General features: G+C 69.2%; 17 protein-coding genes. 15 read left to right on the top strand and 2 right to left on the bottom strand.

Annotation, left to right across the window (positions count from 1 at the left end):
- Positions 1-108: 108 nt before the first annotated feature.
- On the bottom strand, positions 109-948 hold the full coding sequence (locus HBE64_RS15575; protein WP_167103873.1) for an aldo/keto reductase: 840 nt from the start codon (positions 946-948) through the stop codon (positions 109-111).
- Positions 949-1,128: 180 nt separating this feature from the next.
- Between HBE64_RS15575 and HBE64_RS15570 the strand changes: the two genes are divergently transcribed.
- The 14 genes from HBE64_RS15570 to smc all read left to right on the top strand — a co-directional run bounded on the left by HBE64_RS15570 (position 1,129) and on the right by smc (position 16,282).
- On the top strand, positions 1,129-2,208 hold the full coding sequence (locus tag HBE64_RS15570; protein ID WP_167103870.1) for an alpha/beta hydrolase: 1,080 nt from the start codon (positions 1,129-1,131) through the stop codon (positions 2,206-2,208).
- A gap of 75 nt (positions 2,209-2,283) precedes the next feature.
- A complete protein-coding gene (locus tag HBE64_RS15565) occupies positions 2,284-3,063 on the top strand; it encodes a thioredoxin domain-containing protein (protein WP_167103867.1) in 780 nt (259 codons plus the stop codon).
- Positions 3,060-3,698: a vitamin K epoxide reductase family protein gene (locus HBE64_RS15560; RefSeq protein ID WP_167103864.1), complete on the top strand. Its 639-nt coding sequence runs from the start codon at positions 3,060-3,062 to the stop codon at positions 3,696-3,698. Before HBE64_RS15565 ends, HBE64_RS15560 begins: the two co-directional genes overlap by 4 nt.
- A 35-nt stretch (positions 3,699-3,733) precedes the next feature.
- Positions 3,734-7,192: a pyruvate carboxylase gene (locus HBE64_RS15555; RefSeq protein WP_167103861.1), complete on the top strand. Its 3,459-nt coding sequence runs from the start codon at positions 3,734-3,736 to the stop codon at positions 7,190-7,192.
- Positions 7,189-7,743: a 16S rRNA (guanine(966)-N(2))-methyltransferase RsmD gene (gene rsmD, locus HBE64_RS15550; RefSeq protein WP_167109260.1), complete on the top strand. Its 555-nt coding sequence runs from the start codon at positions 7,189-7,191 to the stop codon at positions 7,741-7,743. The genes HBE64_RS15555 and rsmD overlap by 4 nt, the downstream gene beginning before the upstream one ends.
- 20 nt (positions 7,744-7,763) lie before the next feature.
- Entirely contained in the window at positions 7,764-8,246 is a 483-nt protein-coding gene (gene coaD / locus HBE64_RS15545) for a pantetheine-phosphate adenylyltransferase (protein ID WP_167103857.1), read from the top strand.
- 245 nt (positions 8,247-8,491) lie between these two features.
- Positions 8,492-9,229, top strand: a complete 738-nt coding sequence (gene sepIVA / locus HBE64_RS15540; RefSeq protein ID WP_167103854.1) for a cell division protein SepIVA — start codon at positions 8,492-8,494, stop codon at positions 9,227-9,229.
- 61 nt (positions 9,230-9,290) lie between these two features.
- The gene (locus tag HBE64_RS15535; protein WP_167103851.1) at positions 9,291-9,878 is read left to right on the top strand and encodes a DUF177 domain-containing protein; all 588 of its coding nucleotides are present in this window, start codon (positions 9,291-9,293) and stop codon (positions 9,876-9,878) included.
- Entirely contained in the window at positions 9,875-10,567 is a 693-nt protein-coding gene (rnc, locus tag HBE64_RS15530) for a ribonuclease III (protein WP_167103848.1), read from the top strand. The genes HBE64_RS15535 and rnc overlap by 4 nt, the downstream gene beginning before the upstream one ends.
- Positions 10,568-10,591: 24 nt before the next feature.
- Positions 10,592-11,449 carry a bifunctional DNA-formamidopyrimidine glycosylase/DNA-(apurinic or apyrimidinic site) lyase gene (gene mutM, locus HBE64_RS15525; protein ID WP_167103845.1) on the top strand — a complete coding sequence of 286 codons (858 nt, stop codon included), beginning with the start codon at positions 10,592-10,594 and terminating at the stop codon, positions 11,447-11,449.
- Positions 11,450-11,479: 30 nt separating this feature from the next.
- Positions 11,480-11,935, top strand: coding sequence for a cupin domain-containing protein (locus tag HBE64_RS15520; RefSeq protein WP_167103842.1), 456 nt, complete (start codon positions 11,480-11,482; stop codon positions 11,933-11,935).
- Between the two features lie 45 nt (positions 11,936-11,980).
- The gene (locus tag HBE64_RS15515; RefSeq protein WP_167103839.1) at positions 11,981-12,397 is read left to right on the top strand and encodes an OsmC family protein; all 417 of its coding nucleotides are present in this window, start codon (positions 11,981-11,983) and stop codon (positions 12,395-12,397) included.
- Entirely contained in the window at positions 12,384-12,665 is a 282-nt protein-coding gene (locus tag HBE64_RS15510) for an acylphosphatase (RefSeq protein WP_167103836.1), read from the top strand. Before HBE64_RS15515 ends, HBE64_RS15510 begins: the two co-directional genes overlap by 14 nt.
- A gap of 26 nt (positions 12,666-12,691) precedes the next feature.
- Positions 12,692-16,282, top strand: coding sequence for a chromosome segregation protein SMC (gene smc / locus HBE64_RS15505; protein WP_167103833.1), 3,591 nt, complete (start codon positions 12,692-12,694; stop codon positions 16,280-16,282).
- On the opposite strand, the gene fni is transcribed toward smc, so the two are convergent.
- Positions 16,279-17,298 carry a type 2 isopentenyl-diphosphate Delta-isomerase gene (gene fni, locus HBE64_RS15500; protein WP_167103830.1) on the bottom strand — a complete coding sequence of 340 codons (1,020 nt, stop codon included), beginning with the start codon at positions 17,296-17,298 and terminating at the stop codon, positions 16,279-16,281. The two genes, smc and fni, sit on opposite strands and share 4 nt — an antisense overlap.
- A 66-nt stretch (positions 17,299-17,364) precedes the next feature.
- Here fni and ftsY point away from each other — a divergent pair, with 66 nt between their 5' ends.
- Positions 17,365-18,690 (top strand): signal recognition particle-docking protein FtsY, encoded by a 1,326-nt coding sequence (ftsY, locus tag HBE64_RS15495; RefSeq protein WP_167103827.1) that lies wholly within the window; start codon positions 17,365-17,367, stop codon positions 18,688-18,690.
- Positions 18,691-18,760 lie beyond the last annotated feature (70 nt).

The raw sequence follows: 18,760 nt of genomic DNA, 5'->3' as shown, positions 1-18,760 counted from the left end.
CAACCAATCGGTATTACCTCGCGGCAGCCTAACCGTCAGCTCCACCCGGCGGTCGAAAACAGCCGGTGACGCCGATGGCATTGTCCGCCAGCGGGATCGGTAGCCGAGCTACGCGCCGGTGTAGGTGTCCGGATTGGGCCGGAACCGGGTGCCGTCGTCGAGACCGTTGATGGTCTCGACCTCGTCGGCGGTCAGCTCGAAGTCGAACACGTCGATGTTCTCGGCGATCCGCTGCGGGTTCGACGAGCGGGGGATCACCACGTTGCCCAGCTGCAGGCTCCAGCGGATCAGCACCTGCGCCGGGGACTTGCCGTGGGCGGCCGCCACCGCGGCGATCGCCGGGTTCTCCAACAGCTTGCCCACGCCCAGCGGGCTGTATGCCTCGGTGACGATCGAGTAGTCGGCGTGCACGGCACGGAGCTCAGCCTGGTTGAGCAGCGGATGCAGCTCGACCTGGTTGACCGCGGGGGTGAAGTACGACAGATCGATGATGTTCGACAGGTGCTCGGGGGTGAAGTTCGAGACGCCGATGGACTTGGTGTAGCCGTCCTCGCGGATCCGCAGGAGCCCACCCCATGCGTCGACGTACTTGCCGTTCTGTTCGGCGGGCCAGTGAATGAGGTAGAGATCCACGTAGTCGAGGCCGAGGCGTTCGAGGCTGGCCTTGATGGCGTCCTGCGAGGCCTGGAAACCCTGGTCTGCGGTGGCCAGCTTGGTGGTGATGAACAGCTCGTCGCGCGGGACACCGGAGGCGGCGACGGCCCGGCCGACGGCTTCCTCGTTGCCACCGACCGAGGCGGTGTCGATCAGGCGGTAGCCGGCAGCCAGGGCATCGGTCACCGCCCGCTCAGCCTCATCCGGCGACAACTCGGCGACACCAAGCCCGATCACGGGGATGGTGTTGTCGTCGTTGAGTGTGACGGTGGGGATCTCGGCCGCCGGTGCCATGTCACCTGCCTGTGCTGTCGAAGGTCATTCGCCGGTGACCTCCCAGATCGCGGGTCACCGACGTCGCCGCTGAGGATAGTACCCAGCACGACACACGTCTGATCAGGGCCGTGGCACCGCGCGGCGCGGGCCCGAGTAATTGTCGAATCCGTTAATCGAGCCCTGTGCGAAGCTGAGGCCATGGCAGCGAAACGAGGCCCCCTGGCGCAGAAGGCGCTCGCGGTGGGCAACCGGGCCGGGGTGAAGGCGATCCCGCATCTACCGGGTGGACTCAAGCGGCTGGTCTCCGGCGGGCGGGCCGTCACGATCGACGGAAACACCCTCGACCCGTCGCTTCAGATGCTGGCTACCGCGCAGCGGTTGCAGGGGCTGACCGGATTCAGCGCCGGCGGCGACCCGGTCGCCAGCCGCGTGCAGACGGCACAACTCTCTGCCAGCTTCGACGAGCCGGACATCCTGGTGGCCGGCACGGCTGCGGTGTCGATACCCGGGCCCGCGGGGGTGATCCCGGCCCGGCACTACCGCCCGCTGGGCGACGGCCGGGCGCCGCTGCTGGTCTTCTATCACGGCGGTGGCTATGTGGTCGGTGACCTGGAAAGCCACGATGCGGCCTGCCGGCTGATCTGCCGGGACGGCGGCGTCCACGTGCTGGCCGTCGACTACCGGCTGGCGCCCGAACAAAAGGCCCCGGCCGCCGTCGACGACGGCTACGCGGCCTACCTGTGGGCGTGCGAGCATGCCGCCGACCTCGGCGCCGACCCCGACCGGGTGGCCGTCGGCGGCGACAGCGCCGGCGGGAACCTGGCGACCCTGGTGGCTCTGCGGGTCCGCGATGCCGGCGGGCCCAGACCTGCGCTGCAGTGGCTGATCTATCCGGTCACCGACTTCCGAGGGCAGAGCCGGTCGCGAACGCTGTTCGCCGACGGTTTCCTGCTCACCCGCCAGGACATGGACTTCTTCACCGAATCGCTGCTCGGGGGGTCCGGCCTGGACGCCGCCGACCCGCGGGTATCGCCGCTGCTGGCCGATGACCTCAGCGGGCTGCCGCCCGCATTGGTCATCACGGCGGGCTTCGATCCGCTGCGCGACGAGGGCGAGCAGTACGCGGCAAAACTGCAGGACGCCGGCGTCGTCGTCGATGCGCGGCGGATGGGGTCGATGACCCACGCCTTCCTCAATCTCAATGCACTCGGCGGGCAGGTCGCCGGGGCCAACGCGGAGATGATCTCGGCGCTGCGCGCCCACCTGGCCCGCGCCTGACCGGAAGCCGGCACCGCGCCGGTACTCTTAAGAGGCCAACACGCCAGTCCTGAATCAGCGAGGATCTCCCGACCCGTGGCCAATAACAAGAAAAGCACGCCCCGCTACGACCTGAAGGCTGCGGACCGCAAGCGCAACCTGGCTATCCAGCTGGGCCTGACCGCGATCGTCGTCATCTTCGCCGTCGCCCTGGTGCTCTACATCGTGATGGGCCACGACAAGAAGACCGCCGCCGGCGACGCCCAGGCCGTCCGGATCACCTCGTCCGCGCTGATCAAGAAGGACGGCAGTGACGAGCCCAAGGCCGTTCTGTCGCTCTACGAGGACTTCCAGTGCCCGCACTGCCGCGACTTCGAGAAGGCCTACGGCCCGACCATCAGCAAGCTGGTCGACGCCGGTGCCATCGCCGCCGACTACTACTCGGTCGCCATCCTCAACTCGCGGCTCAACGACAACTACTCCACTCGCGCGGCCAACGCCGCCTACTGCGTCGGCGACGCGGACAAGGAAGCCTTCACCCGCTACCACTCCGCCTTGTTCGCCATGCAGCCCGAGGAAGGTGCGGGCGGTGCCCCGGACAACGCCCGGCTGATCGAGACCGCCCGGCAGGCCGGGGTGCCGACCGACAAGGTCTCGTCGTGCATCAACGGCGGTAAGTACAGCGACATGGTCGACGGCCTGGCGGCGGCGGCCAAGATCACCGCCACCCCGACGATCCGGCTCAACGGCCAGGACATCAGCCCCGCCTCGCCGGATGAGCTGATCGCCAAGGTCAAGGCGATCGTGGGTAACGTGCACGCGCTGGCGCCGGCGTCCTCCCCGGCTCCGCCCGCCCCGGCACCCGCAGCACCGTGAGCGTGGCGACGCCGGCACCCGTCGGGCCGACTGAACCCGCCGAATCGGCGGGCAGTACGGCCGGGGTCTCGGTGCGCGCAACCAGTGCCTGGTGGGTGCTGATCGCCGGTGTGATCGGCTTCGTGGCGGCGGCGACGCTGACGATCGAGAAGATCGAGATGCTGAAGAACCCGGCCTACGTGCCGAGCTGCAGTATCAACCCGGTGCTGTCGTGCGGCTCGGTGATGGTGACCCACCAGGCGTCGGTGTTCGGCTTCCCCAACCCGCTGATGGGTATCGCCGGATTCTCGGTCGCCATCGTGACCGGCGTGCTGGCGGTAACCAAAGTCCGCCTGCCGCAGTGGTATTGGGTGGGTCTGATGATCGGCACCGGCCTCGGTGTGGTGTTCGTGCACTGGCTGATCTACCAGTCGCTGTACGTCATCGGCGCGCTGTGCCCGTACTGCATGGTGGTGTGGTCGGTAACCATCCCGCTGTTCGTGGTGGTCACATCGATCGCGCTGCGCCCACTGGCCGGAAACGCCGTGCTGCGCGGCATCTACACCTGGCGCTGGTCGATCGTCACGCTGTGGTTCACAGCGGTGATTCTGTTGATCCTGGTTCGCTTTTGGAGTTACTGGTCGACGTTGATCTAGCAGCGTCGAATGTGCACTGAGGATAGGGTCCGACTGTGATCTCCAAAGTCCTGGTCGCCAACCGCGGTGAGATCGCGATCCGCGCTTTCCGCGCCGCCTATGAGATGGGCATCGGCACGGTTGCCGTCTATCCCTACGAGGATCGCAATTCTCTGCACCGGCTCAAGGCCGACGAGTCGTATCAGATCGGCGACATCGGCCATCCGGTGCGGGCCTACCTCTCGGTCGGCGAGATCGTCGAGACGGCGTTGACGTGCGGGGCCGACGCGATCTACCCCGGATACGGATTCCTCTCGGAGAACCCCGAACTGGCCGCGGCGTGCGCGGCGGCGGGCATCACCTTCATCGGCCCCGAGGCCGGCATCCTGGAGCTGACCGGCAACAAGGCGCGTGCGATCGCCGCCGCCCGGGAGGCCGGGCTGCCGGTGCTGGCGTCCTCGGTGCCCTCGGCATCGGTCGACGAGTTGGTCGCCGCCGCGGCGACCATGGAGTTCCCCCTTTTCGTCAAGGCCGTCGCCGGCGGTGGTGGGCGCGGGATGCGACGGGTGAGCGATCCTGATGCCCTGCCGGAGGCGATCGAGGCGGCCAGCCGCGAGGCGGAGTCCGCCTTCGGCGACCCGACAGTGTTCCTCGAGCAGGCGGTGGTCAATCCGCGCCACATCGAGGTCCAGATCCTGGCCGACACCCACGGCAACGTCATCCACCTCTACGAACGCGACTGCAGCGTGCAGCGCCGTCATCAGAAGGTGATCGAGCTCGCCCCGGCACCCAATCTCGACGAGGTTCTGCGCGAACGCATCTGCGCCGACGCAGTCGCCTTCGCCCGGCACATCGGGTACACCTGTGCGGGCACGGTCGAGTTCCTGCTCGACGAGCGGGGCCGGCACGTCTTCATCGAGATGAATCCCCGAATCCAGGTGGAGCACACCGTCACCGAGGAGATCACCGACGTCGACCTGGTGTCCTCGCAGCTGAAGATCGCCGCCGGGGCCACACTGGCGGAGCTGGGCCTGTCCCAGGACGCGGTGCGCCCGCACGGTGCGGCGCTGCAGTGCCGTATCACCACCGAGGACCCGGCCAACGGGTTCCGTCCCGACACCGGCCGGATCACCACGTACCGTTCCCCGGGCGGCGCGGGGGTCCGGCTGGACGGCGGCACCCATCTCGGTGCCGAGATCAGCGGGCATTTCGACTCGATGCTGGTCAAGCTCACCTGTCGCGGCCGCGATTTTCCGACTGCGGTGGCGCGGGCCATGCGTGCGGTCGCCGAGTTCCGCATCCGCGGGGTGTCGACGAATATCCCGTTCCTGCAAGCTGTTCTGGACGATCCGGACTTTCGGGCCGGCCGTGTCACGACGTCGTTCATCGACGAGCGGCCGCGGTTGTTGACCTCGCGTACGTCGGCGGACCGCGGTACGAAGATGCTGAAGTTCCTCGCCGAGGTCACGGTGAACTCGCCGTACCGGGATTCTGAGCGGGTCTACCCCCAGGACAAGCTGCCCGCGATCGATATCGCGGGCACCACCCCGGCGCCAGGCAGCAAGCAGCGCCTGACCGAACTCGGTCCCGAGGGATTTGCGCAGTGGCTCAAGGATTCTGCGGCCGTCAGGGTGACCGACACGACCTTCCGCGATGCCCACCAGTCACTGCTGGCGACCCGCGTGCGGGCCTCGGGGCTGCTGATGGTGGCGCCCTACATCGCGCGGATGATGCCGCAGCTGTTGTCGATCGAATGCTGGGGCGGCGCGACTTACGATGTGGCGCTTCGCTTTTTGAAGGAAGACCCGTGGGAGCGGCTGATCGCATTGCGTGAGGCCATCCCCAACATATGTCTGCAGATGCTGCTGCGCGGCCGCAACACGGTGGGCTACACCCCCTATCCGGAGACGGTGACGCACGCGTTCGTCGACGAGGCCGCCCGCAGCGGCGTCGACATCTTCCGGATCTTCGACGCGCTCAACAACGTCGAGTCCATGCGGCCCGCGATCGACGCGGTGCGCGACACCGGAACGGCGGTCGCCGAGGTGGCGATGTCCTACACCGGCGACCTGTCCAACCCGGCCGAGACGCTGTACACGCTGGACTACTGGCTTCGGCTGGCCGAGCAGATCGTCGATGCGGGCGCGCACGTGCTGGCCATCAAGGACATGGCCGGCCTGCTGCGGCCGCCGGCGGCGCACACCCTGGTCTCGGCGCTGCGCAGCCGCTTCGACCTACCGGTGCACGTCCACACCCACGACACCCCGGGCGGACAGCTGGCCACCTACACGGCGGCTTGGCATGCCGGGGCCAGCGCGGTCGACGGGGCGGCCGCTCCGCTGTCGGGCACCACCAGCCAGCCGCCGCTGTCGGCGATCGTCGCGGCCGCCGCGCACACCTCGTTCGACACCGGGCTGGATCTGGCTGCGGTGTGCGACCTCGAGCCGTACTGGGAGGCGCTGCGGCGGGTCTACGCCCCGTTCGAGGCCGGCCTTCCCGCGCCGACCGGGCGCGTCTACCACCACGAGATTCCCGGTGGGCAGCTGAGCAATCTGCGCACCCAGGCCATCGCGCTGGGGCTGGGCGACCGCTTCGAGGACGTCGAGAACGCCTACGCGGGTGCCGATCGCATCCTGGGCAGGCTGGTCAAGGTGACCCCGTCGAGCAAGGTCGTCGGGGATCTGGCGCTGGCCTTGGTCGGGGCCGGGATCACCGCCGAGGAGTTCGCCGCAGACCCCGCCCGCCACGACATCCCGGACTCGGTGATCGGCTTCCTGCGCGGCGAGCTCGGTGACCCGCCCGGGGGATGGCCGGAACCGTTGCGCACCAAGGCATTACAGGGGCGTGGCCCGGTGAAGCCCGAGCAGCCGCTGTCGGCCGAGGACGAGAAGGTGCTCGCCGAACCCGGCCCGGCCCGCCAGGCCGCGTTGAACCGGCTGCTGTTCCCCGGCCCGACCCGCGAATTCGAGGCCCACCGCGAGGAATACGGCGACACCTCGGGGCTGAGTGCCAACCAGTTCTTCCGCGGCCTGCGCCACGGCGACGAGCATCGCATTCAGCTCGAACGCGGTGTCGAGCTGATCGTCGGGCTCGAAGCGATCTCCGATCCCGACGAGCGCGGCATGCGCACCGTCATGTGCATCATCAACGGCCAGTTGCGTCCGGTGAAGGTTCGCGACCGCAGCATCGACGACACCGTGCCGACCGCCGAGAAGGCCGACCGCACCAACCCCGATCACGTCGCTGCCCCGTTCGCCGGGGTGGTCACCGTCGGACTGGCCGTCGGCGACGAGGTCGCGGCCGGGCAGACGATCGCCACCATCGAGGCGATGAAGATGGAGGCGGCCATCACCGCACCCAAGGCCGGCGTCGTCAACCGGGTCGCGGTCGCGAGCACCGCCGGTGTCGAAGGCGGGGATCTGCTGGTGGTGATCGGGGGTCCAGGTCCGGCGGGCTGGGGGTACCGCCCGGCCGCAGGCGAGGGGGCGAGCGAAGCGACCGGGGGATTATCCTGACCCGGATCGTCGCCGGTGTGGCGGGGGGCCGGCGAATCGATGTGCCGGCCAAGGGAACTCGACCGACCACCGACAGGGTGCGCGAAGCGCTGTTCAACGTCCTGGGCGCCCGGCGTGACTTCGACGGACTGCACGTCCTGGATCTGTTCGCCGGCTCGGGAGCGCTCGGGCTCGAGGCGCTGTCGCGCGGTGCGGCCTCGGCGGTGTTCGTCGAAAGCGATTCGCGCGCAGCCGCGGTCATCACCCGCAATATCGCGGCGCTCGGGTTGGCCGGTGCGACGGTGCGCCGCGGTGCGGTGGCCGCGGTACTGGCGGCGCTTGCACCGCGGCCGGCGGACCTGGTGCTGGCCGACCCGCCCTACGACGTACCCGCTGCCGAGGTCGAGGCCATGCTGGAGCTGTTGGCGCGCAACGGCTGGGTCGCGCCCGACGCGGTGGTGGTGGTCGAGCGGTCGGTGTCCTCGCCGCTTGTGAGCTGGCCGTCGGGCTGGACGGCATGGCCCGCGCGGCGCTACGGCGACACCCGGGTTGAGGCCGCCGAGGTGCCGTGAGCGCCTGCTAGCGTCTGCGTATGAGTGGCGCTGTCTGCCCGGGGTCGTTCGATCCGGTGACGTTGGGGCACGTCGACATCTTCGAACGGGCCGCCGCGCAGTTCGACGAGGTGGTCGTCGCGGTGCTGATCAACCCGAACAAGTCGGGGATGTTCGACATCGACGAGCGCATCGCGATGATCGAGGAAGCCACCAGCCATCTGCCGAACCTGCGAGCCGAGTCCGGCAGCGGCCTGGTCGTCGACTTCGTCAAGCAGCGCGGCCTGACCGCGATCGTCAAAGGTCTGCGTACCGGAACGGACTTCGAGTACGAGCTGCAGATGGCGCAGATGAACAGGCACATCGCCGGGGTGGACACCTTCTTCGTCGCGACCACGCCGCAGTACTCGTTCGTGTCGTCGTCGCTGGCCAAAGAGGTGGCCAGCCTCGGCGGCGATGTCTCGGCGCTGCTGCCCGATGCGGTGAACCGTCGCCTGCAGGCCAAGCTGGCGCAGCGCCGCTGACCTTTCGCCGCGAGCGTGCATGTCGGTACGCCGTCACGCGGCCGCCGGCGTACCTTCACGCACTCTGGCGCATCGGCACCTCCGGTCCGGCCAGGGCCACATAATGGTCGGAGAGTGCGGGGTGGGCCGCCCTCTGACCAGTGGTCCTGCCAGATTCGGTGGCCGACACACCGACACGGCACCGCAGTCACAGGCGTAACACCAGGCACACTGGTCACTACCAACTACGCCAGGAGGGCGGCGCCGTGTACCGAGTTTTTGAAGCGCTCGACGAACTGAGCGCAATCGTCGAAGAGGCCCGTGGCGTGCCGATGACGGCCGGCTGCGTCGTTCCGCGCGGTGATGTGCTGGAACTGGTCGACGACATCAAGGACGCCATCCCCGGCGAACTCGACGACGCCCAGGACGTGCTCGATGCCCGCGACGCGCTGCTGCGCGAAGCCAAGGAGCACGCCGACTCCATGGTCGCCAACGCCACCGCGGAGGCCGACTCCCTGCTCAGCCACTCCCGCGCCGAGGCCGACCGGCTGCTCGCCGACGCCAAGTCGCAGGCCGACCGCATGGTGGCAGAAGCTCGCCAGCACAGCGAGCGCATGGTGCACGAAGCCCGCGAGGAGGCATCGCGGCTGGCTGCGACGTCCAAGCGTGAGTACGAGGCGGCCACCAGCCGGGCCAAGGCCGAGGCCGACCGCCTGGTGGAAAGCGGCAACATGTCCTACGAGAAGGCCGTCCAGGAAGGCATCAAGGAGCAGCAGCGACTGGTCTCCCAGACCGAGGTCGTGCAGGCTGCCAACGCCGAGGCCACCAAGCTGATCGACACCGCACACGCCGAAGCCGACCGGTTGCGCGGCGAGTGCGACATCTACGTCGACAACAAACTCGCCCAGTTCGAGGACTACCTCAACGGAACGTTGCGCTCGGTGAGCCGCGGCCGTCACCAGCTGCGCACCGCCGCCGGAACCCACGACTACGTGCAGCACTGAGCCGCGCCGCTGACGGGTAACCGTCCTGATCGTGTCGGGCCGGGCCCTAAGATCGAGAGTCATGGCGAGCTCACACCGTGCGAAAACGCACCCCGATGCGCGGTTGCCGCTCATCTTCGACGTGTCCCGGCTCGGTCGCAGGCCCGGCTCCATGATGGAAGTGCACGAGACGGTACCTAGCCCGTCGCGCATCGGGCTCGACATGATCGCCATCGAACGCGGCGCCGACGTCGACCTTGACCTGCGGCTGGAGTCGGTGTCCGAAGGTGTCCTCGTGTCGGGCACCGTGGCCGCACCGACCAGTGGTGAATGCGCCCGGTGCCTGGGGCCGGCCACCGGCGAGGTGGAGATCGAGCTGACCGAGCTGTACGCCTACCCCGACAGTGCGACCGAGTCCACCACCGAGGAGGACGAGGTGGGCCACGTCATCGATCAGACCGTCAACATCGAACAGGCCATCGTCGACGCCGTCGGGCTCGCACTGCCGTTCGTGCCGCTGTGCTCCGAGGACTGCCCGGGGCTGTGCCCCGACTGCGGCGTTGCGCTGGCCGCCGCCGAGCCCGGCCATCACCACGACAAGATCGATCCGCGCTGGGCGAAGCTGGCAGGCATGGTGGGCGACGGCAACGAGGAGGCAGACCCGTCGTGACGCCCCCGCGCCAACACCTGCTGGACGCGCTTGGTGTCGAACTGCCCGAGGAACTGCTGACTCTTGCGCTGACCCACCGCAGCTACGCCTACGAACACGGCGGGCTGCCCACCAACGAACGCCTCGAGTTCCTCGGCGACGCGGTCCTCGGTCTGACCGTGACCGACGAACTCTTCCACCGCCATCCCGAGCGTACTGAGGGCGACCTGGCCAAGCTACGCGCCAGTGTCGTCAACACCCACGCCCTGGCCGATGTGGCGCGGGGCCTCACCGAGGAGGGTCTGGGCGCACATCTGCTGCTGGGGCGCGGCGAGGTCAACACCGGCGGCGCCGACAAATCCAGCATCCTGGCTGACGGGATGGAGTCGCTGCTGGGCGCGGTGTACTTGCACCACGGCGTCGAAGTCGCCCGCGAGGTCATCCTTCGACTGTTCGGCGAACTGCTCGACACCGCCCCGACACTGGGCGCCGGCCTGGACTGGAAGACCAGCCTGCAGGAACTCACCGCCGCGCGCAGCCTGGGCCCGCCGTCCTACGTCGTCACCTCGACCGGGCCCGACCACGACAAGGAGTTCACCGCCGTCGTGGTCGTGCTGGACACCGAATACGGCAGCGGTGTCGGCCGGTCGAAGAAGGAGGCCGAGCAGAAGGCGGCAGCAGCGGCGTGGAAGGCACTGGAAAAGGCTTGACGCACAGCATGATTCAACTCATCGATGCCTGAGCTTCCCGAAGTCGAGGTGGTCCGCCGCGGTCTGCAGGCCCACGTCGCAGGCAAGACGATCACCGCGGTGCGGGTACACCACCCGCGGGCGGTACGCAGACACGAAGCCGGCGCAGGCGATCTCACCGCCCGGCTGCTCGGCGCCACGATCCTCGGCACCGACCGGCGCGGAAAATACCTGTGGCTCAACCTCTCCGACGACGAGGCGCTGGTGGTGCACCTCGGGATGAGCGGTCAGATGCTGCTGGGGCCCGTCCCGAATACCGGCCACCTGCGGATCGCGACACTGCTCGACGACGGCACCGCGCTGAGCTTCGTCGACCAGCGCACGTTCGGCGGTTGGCAACTGGCCGACCTGGTGACCGTCGACGGCAGCCGCGTGCCCGCTCCAGTGGCGCACATCGCCCGCGACCCGCTTGATCCGCTGTTCGACCGCGACGCCGTCGTAACTGTGCTGCGCCGCAAGCATTCCGAGATCAAACGGCAGCTGCTGGATCAGACCGTGGTCTCCGGGATCGGCAACATCTACGCCGACGAGGCGCTGTGGCGGGCGAAGATCAACGGCGCCCGGCTGGCCGAGAAGCTGACCCGGCGCCAGCTCGGGGAGCTGCTGGATGCGGCCGCCGAGGTGATGCGCGAGGCGCTGGGACAGGGCGGCACGTCGTTCGACTCGCTGTACGTCAACGTCAACGGCCAGTCCGGCTACTTCGACCGGTCGTTGAACGTCTACGGCCGGGAGGATCGGAACTGCCGGCGCTGCGGGGGGGTGATCCGCCGGGAGAAGTTCATGAACCGGTCGTCGTTCTACTGCCCGGTCTGTCAGCCCGCACCGCGCAGACCGACTCGGTGACAAGGATGCCGGCAACGGCGGGAGGGTGACATGGAGCAACATCGCATCGAAATCCGTTCGGGCACAAACCTGGAACTGGCTCCGGGCGCCATCAACCCGGACTGGATCCTCGAGGGCGATCCGCAGATTCGCTCCACCTGGTGGTCCAGCGACACCGACGGTCTGGCGGGCAACTTCGTGTGGGACTGCACGGCCGGCCGGTTCCGCTGGTACTTCGGATCCGACGAGACCGTGCACATCATCGAGGGCGAGGTCGAGGTGAGCGCCGACGGTGTGCCCCCGACGTGGCTGCGCGCGGGCGACTCGGCGATCTTCCGGGCCGGCACCTGGGCGACCTGGTACGTGCCGACCTACCTCCGCAAGCACGCGGTGGTCCGCACCAACCTGCCCTGGCCGTTGCGCAAGCAGGTCACCGTTGGCCGGCGCGCCAAGCACCTGCTGCGGCGGATGCTCGGCCGCGGCCCGGCTCCCCAGCCCCGGCTGTGAGGGTGCGATGGAATATCCCCGCGTCGGCAGATGTAGGAATGTGCCATGACTGAACTGTGGGTTGAGCGCACCGGCATCCGGCGCTATACGGGGCGCAGCAGCCGCGGCGCGGAGGTCCTGATCGGCTCGGAGACCGACGAGGGTGTCTTCACACCGGGTGAGCTGCTCAAGATCGCGCTCGCCGGGTGCAGCGGCCTCAGCAGTGACCAGCCGCTGCGCCGCCGCCTCGGCGACGACTTCCAGGCGGTGATCAGGGTCTCCGGTGACGCCGACCGCGGCCAGGAGCGCTACCCGCTGCTGGAGGAGAACCTGGAGCTCGACCTGTCCGGCCTGTCGGCCGAGGACGTCGAACGGCTGCGCGTGGTCGTCAACCGGGCGATCGACCAGGTCTGCACCGTCGGGCGCACCCTGAAGAACGGCGCTCAGGTGAACTTCGAGGTGACCGACGTTGGCAGAGCCTGACGTTCGGCTGACCGCCTGGGTGCACGGCCACGTCCAAGGTGTGGGTTTCCGCTGGTGGACGCGGTCACGGGCGCTGGAACTGGGCCTGACCGGCTACGCGAGCAACCAGCCCGACGGCCGGGTCCTGGTGGTCGCCCAGGGCAAGCGGGCCGATTGTGAGCGGCTTCTGGAGCTGCTACGCGGCGATTCGACACCCGGTTCGGTGACCAAAGTGGTCGCCGACTTCACCGAACCCGGCGAGCCGATTGCGGGCTTCCGCGAACGCTGAGCCGCCCGCCGGTAATCTCACTGCACGTGTACCTCAAGAGTCTGACGCTGAAGGGCTTCAAATCCTTCGCCTCGTCGACGACTCTGCGCTTCGAACCGGGCATCACCTGCGTCGTCGGCCCCAACGGCTCGGGTAAGTCCAACGTCGTCGATGCCCTGACCTGGGTGATGGGCGAGCAGGGCGCCAAGACGCTGCGCGGCGGCAAGATGGAGGACGTCATCTTCGCCGGCACCTCGTCGCGCGCGCCGCTGGGACGCGCCGAGGTCACCCTGACCATCGACAACTCCGACAACGCGCTGCCCATCGAATACTCCGAGGTCTCCATCACCCGGCGGATGTTCCGCGACGGCGCCGGCGAGTACGAGATCAACGGCAGCAGCTGCCGGCTGATGGACATCCAAGACCTGCTCAGTGACTCCGGCATCGGCCGGGAGATGCACGTCATCGTGGGGCAGGGGCGGCTGTCGCAGATCCTGGAATCGCGGCCCGAAGACCGCAGGGCCTTCATCGAAGAGGCCGCCGGGGTGCTCAAGCACCGCAAACGCAAGGAAAAGGCGGTCCGCAAGCTCGAGTCGATGTCGGCCAACCTGGCCCGCCTGACCGACCTGACCACCGAACTGCGCCGTCAGCTCAAACCCCTGGGCCGCCAGGCCGAGATGGCCCGCCGGGCCCAGACCATTCAGGCCGACCTTCGCGACGCCCGGCTGCGGCTGGCCGCCGACGACCTGGTGACCCGCCGCGCCGAGTTCGCCGGCGCCGACAACACCGAGACGACGCTGCGCCGGGAACACGAGGATGCCGCCGCCCGCCTTGCGGTGGCCACCGAGGCGCTGGCCACCCACGAAGCCGCTGTCGCAACACTTTCGGAGCGCACCGACGCCGCCCAGCAAGCCTGGTTCCGGTTCTCGGCGCTGGCCGAGCGGGTCAGCGCCACCGTGCGCATCGCCACCGAGCGGGCGCAGTACCTGGACACCGAGCCGGAGGCCAGCACCGGACCCGACCCCGACGCGCTCGAGGCGCAGGCCGACGAAGTCGCCGCCCGCGAGCAGCAACTGCTGGCCGAGTTGACCGAGGCCCGCGCCCGGCTGGAAGCCGCCCGCGCCGACCAGACCGAGAAGGAACGTGCGGCCGCCGAAGCCGAACGGGCCCACATGGCCGCCGTGCGCGCCGAGGCCGACCGCCGAGAAGGCTTGGCGCGGTTGGCCGGTCAGGTCGAGACGATGCGCGCGCGGGTCGAGTCGATCGACGAGGGTGTGGCGCGGCTGACCAACGCGATCGAAGAGGCGGCCGCTCGCACCGAGCAGGCCAAGGCCGAGTTCGAGACCGTGCAGGGCCGGATCGGCGAGCTCGACCAGGGCGAGGTCGGCCTCGACGAGAACCACGATCGCAGCGTCGCCGCGCTGCGGGTGGCCGACGAGCGGGTGGCCGAGCTGCAGGCCGCCGAACGCGCGGCGGAACGTCAGGTGGCCTCGCTGCGGGCCCGTATCGAGGCGTTGTCCGTCGGCCTGGAGCGCAAGGACGGCGCGGCTTGGCTGGTGCAAAACCGGGGTGGCGCAGGGCTTTTCGGCACGATCGCCAAGCTAGTCAAGGTGCACGCCGGCTACGAGGTGGCGCTCGCGGTGGTGCTGGGTGCGGCGGCCGACGCGGTCGCGGCCGATGATTTCGAGGCCGCCCGTTCCGCGGTCCGAGCGCTGAAGGAAGCCGACGGCGGGCGGGCCGCAATCGTGTTGGGGGACTGGCCCGTTGCCACCGGCCGCGACACCGCGCCGCTGCCCGCCGGTGCCCGCTGGGCGGTCGATCTGATCGACGCCCCGCAGCGGCTGCGAGGTGCGCTGTCGGCGATGCTCGCTGACGTGGCCGTGGTCGAGGACCTTGGTGCGGCCCTTGACCTGGTGGCCGCCCGGCCCGCGCTGCGCGCGGCAACCCTCGACGGTGATCTCGTCGGCCCGGGCTGGGTCAGCGGTGGCTCGGACCGCAAGCCGAGCACACTGGAGATCGCATCCGAAATCGAAAAGGCCACAACGGAACTGGCCGCCGCCGAGACACAGGTCGAAGAACTCTCCGCCGCCCTTGCCGGTGCGCTGAGCGAACAGTCCAACCGGCAGGACGCCGCCGAGCAGGCGCTGGCCGCCCTCAACGAGTCCGACGCGGCGATATCGGCGATCTACGAACAGCTCGGCCGGCTGGGTCAGGACGCCCGCGCCGCCGAAGAGGACTGGCGTCGTCAACTCGCCCAGCGCGCCGAGCTGGAAACCAGCCGGGTGCAGACCGTCGAGGAACTGACCGCCCTGGAGGCCAGGCTCAGCGCAGCCCAGGAGACCCCGACCGAGACCGCCGACGCCCCGGCGGACCGCCAGCACATGCAGGCCGCCGCCGAGGCCGCCCGCGCGGTGGAGGTCGAAGCCAGGCTCGCGGTGCGCACGGCCGAGGAACGCGCGAATGCCGTTCGCGGGCGAGCTGATTCGCTGCGCCGAACCGCCGCCGCCGAGCGCGAGTCGCGCATCCGCGCCCAACGAGCCCGTGCCGCCCGCGCACATGCCGCAGCCGTCGCCGCAGCGGTGGCCGAGTCCGGCCGGCAGGTCGCCGAGCGCCTCTCCGGGGTTGTCGCAGCCGCCTCGCGTCGCCGCGACGCACTTGCCGCCGAGCGACAGCAACGCGCCACCGCGATGGCCGCGGCCCGGGAAGAGGTCAGCACTCTCAACAACCGCATCACCGCACTGACCGACTCGCTGCATCGCGACGAGGTGGCCAAGGCGCAGGCCGCGATGCGCATCGAACAGCTCGAGGAGATGGTGCTCGAACAGTTCGGCATGGCCGCCGACGACCTGATCGCCGAGTACGGGCCCGACCTGGCACTGCCGCCGTCGGAGCTGGAGATGGCCGAATACGAACAGGCCAAGGAACGCGGCGAGCAGGTGACCATGCCCGCCCCGATGCCGTTCGACCGGTCCAGCCAGGAGCGGCGCGCCAAGCGGGCCGAACGCGAACTGGCCGAGCTGGGCCGGGTCAACCCGCTGGCGCTCGAAGAGTTCGCGGCGCTCGAGGAGCGCTACAACTTCCTGGCCACCCAGCTCGAGGACGTCAAGGCCGCCCGCAAAGACCTGCTCGACGTGATCGCCGACGTCGACAACCGCATCCTTCAGGTGTTCGCGGAGGCCTACGCCGACGTCGAGCGAGAGTTCGGGCAGGTGTTCTCCACGCTGTTCCCCGGCGGTGAGGGCCGACTGCTGCTCACCGACCCCAATGACCTGCTGACCACGGGCGTGGAAGTCGAGGCCCGGCCGCCAGGCAAGAAGGTCAAGCGGCTGTCGCTGCTCTCCGGCGGCGAGAAGTCACTGACCGCGGTGGCGATGCTGGTGGCGATCTTCCGGGCCCGCCCGTCCCCGTTCTATGTGATGGACGAGGTGGAGGCGGCACTCGACGACGTCAACCTGCGCCGGCTGATCGGGTTGTTCGAGCAGCTGCGGACCCAGTCGCAGCTGATCGTGATCACCCACCAGAAGCCGACGATGGAGGTCGCCGACGCGCTCTATGGCGTCACCATGCAGGGTGACGGCATCACCACCGTGATCTCGCAGCGGCTGCGCGGGCAGGAGCTTGTCGCCGCCCCGACCTAGGCGGTGGGGGTGACACCCAGCCGGCGCAGCCCGGCCACATCGTCCACACCGCAACCGTGCAGGCAGATCCGCAGCTCCTCGACGAACCCCTCCAGCGCATCCAGCGCCGCCGCGGGTGACTCGATCGCGGGGGCCAGCAGTGGACGCGCCAGCGCCACCACGTCGGCACCCATCGCCAGCGCCTTGGCGGCGTCCATCCCGGTCCGGATGCCTCCCGAGGCCACCAGCGGCATGCCGGGCAGGGTCTGACGGACCTCCTGCAGCGCCTGAGCGGTGGGCACACCCCACTCGGCGATCGCCGGATAACGGACCTCGCCGTAGCGCACGAGTTGCTCCACACGCGCCCAGGACGTGCCGCCCGCCCCGGCTACATCGACCGCTGCGATCGGCAGGTCACGCAGCCGCTCGGCGGCGGCGGTGCCGATGCCGTGACCGACTTCCTTGACTAGCACCGGATACGGCAGCTCCTCGGCCAACCGGCGAAGCCGTTGCAGGGAGCCGCTGAAGTCGGTGTCACCGTTGTCCTGCATGGCCTCCTGCAGCGGGTTCGTATGCACCGCAAGGGCATTCGCGCCGACCCGCTCCAGCGCGGCGGCCAGCTTGGGGATGACGGCGTCGGACAGCTGTGCCAGGCCGATGTTGCCGATCAGCAGCACGTCGGGTGCCAGTTCGCGAACCTCGAAGCTGCGGGCTGCCTCGTCGTCGTCGAGCATGATGCGCTGCGAACCGAGCATCATGCCGACACCAAGCTTCTGCGCGGCCTCGGCCAGATTGCGGTTGATCGTCCGCGACAGCTCGGCACCGCCGGTCATCGCCCCGACCAGCACGGGGGCGCGCAGCTGAGCGCCCAGGAACCGGGTGCTCAAGTCGATGGTGGTCAGGCTGGTCTGGGTGAGCGCGTTATAGGGCAACCCGTAGCGCTCGAAACCGGTGGTGACCGAGACGTACTCGACCGGCCCGGTCAGGCAGGCGTCGATGTGGCGCAGTTTGCGGTTCGCGATGCCGTCGTGGTCCATGGTCACGGCCTACCCGGTTGTGCAGGCGCGACACAGACCCGCATCGCGCCCTGAAACAATGGCACGGTGTCACAAGGTCTCTGGATCGCTATCGCGGTCATCGCCGTCCTGGTCGTCGCTGCACTGATCATCGGTCTGGTTCGGTACCGGCGGCGTCAGATCAGCTTGCGCCGCAGCTCAGAGGCTGCCACACCGATCGACCGGTCGGGCGGCTATACGGCCTCGTCGGGCATATCGTTCACACAATCGTCAGCAACTGCGACGGTCGATACCGGCGGGCAGGAGCGAAGCGACTCGGGGATAGACAGCGGCGTGGGCCGGCCCGGGGTCGGCGACGACGCGGCGGTGCCGCGGGACTCGGTCAAACGGCCGATTTCCGACGTGCGGTTGCCCGAGCCGCCGGTGGTCGAGGAGCCCGTCGCGCACCAGGCCCAGGCCACCGAGCCTGCCGCACCCGACCTCGGCTCCATCGCGCCACCGGAAGGCCGGCTCGAGCGCCTGCGCGGCCGCCTCGCCAAATCTCAGAACGCTCTCGGGCGCAGCATGCTCGGCCTGCTGGGCGGCGGCGACCTCGACGAAGCGTCGTGGGAAGAGGTCGAGGACACCCTGCTGATCGCCGACCTGGGTCCCGTCGTGACCGCCTCGGTGGTCGAGCAGCTGCGCAGCCGGCTGGCCAGCAGCACCGTGCGGACCGAGGCCGAAGTCCGCGCGATCCTGCGCGCCGTGCTGATCGCCGAACTCAACCCCGGTATGGACCGCTCGATCAAGGCGCTGCCGCACGCCGACAAGCCCTCGGTGCTGTTGGTCGTCGGTGTCAACGGCACCGGTAAGACGACGACGGTCGGCAAGCTCGCTCGCGTCCTGGTGGCTGATGGGCGCCGGGTGGTCCTGGGTGCGGCGGACACCTTCCGTGCGGCGGCCGCCGACCAGCTGCAGAGTTGGGCGTCACGGGTCGGCGCCGAGGTGGTGCGCGGGGCCGAGGGTGCCGATCCCGCCTCGGTGGCCTTCGACGCCGTCGACAAGGGCATCGCCGCCGGGGCCGACGTCGTCGTCATCGACACCGCAGGCCGGCTGCACACCAAGACCGGTTTGATGGACGAGCTCGGCAAGGTCAAGCGCGTGGTCAGCAAACGGGCGGCCGTCGACGAGGTGATCCTGGTGCTCGATGCGACGATCGGCCAGAACGGTCTGGCACAGGCGCGGGTGTTCGCCGACGTCGTCGACATCACCGGGGTGGCGCTCACCAAGCTGGACGGCACCGCGAAGGGTGGCATCGTGTTCCGGGTGCAGCAGGAGCTGGGTGTCCCGGTCAAGCTGGTCGGCCTGGGCGAAGGACCTGACGATCTGGCTCCGTTCGAGCCCGGCGCCTTCGTCGATGCGCTGCTCGGATAACCGCAAATTCGTTCGCAGCGATGCGAATTGCGGGATGTAACAACCGCGAAACGCAGACTGCCGATCCGTT

Source organism: Mycobacterium sp. DL592 (assembly GCF_011694515.1).
Lineage (GTDB): Bacteria > Actinomycetota > Actinomycetes > Mycobacteriales > Mycobacteriaceae > Mycobacterium.
The sequence above is the reverse complement of the archived record's forward strand: the minus strand, read 5'-3'. Positions and strand labels throughout refer to the sequence as shown.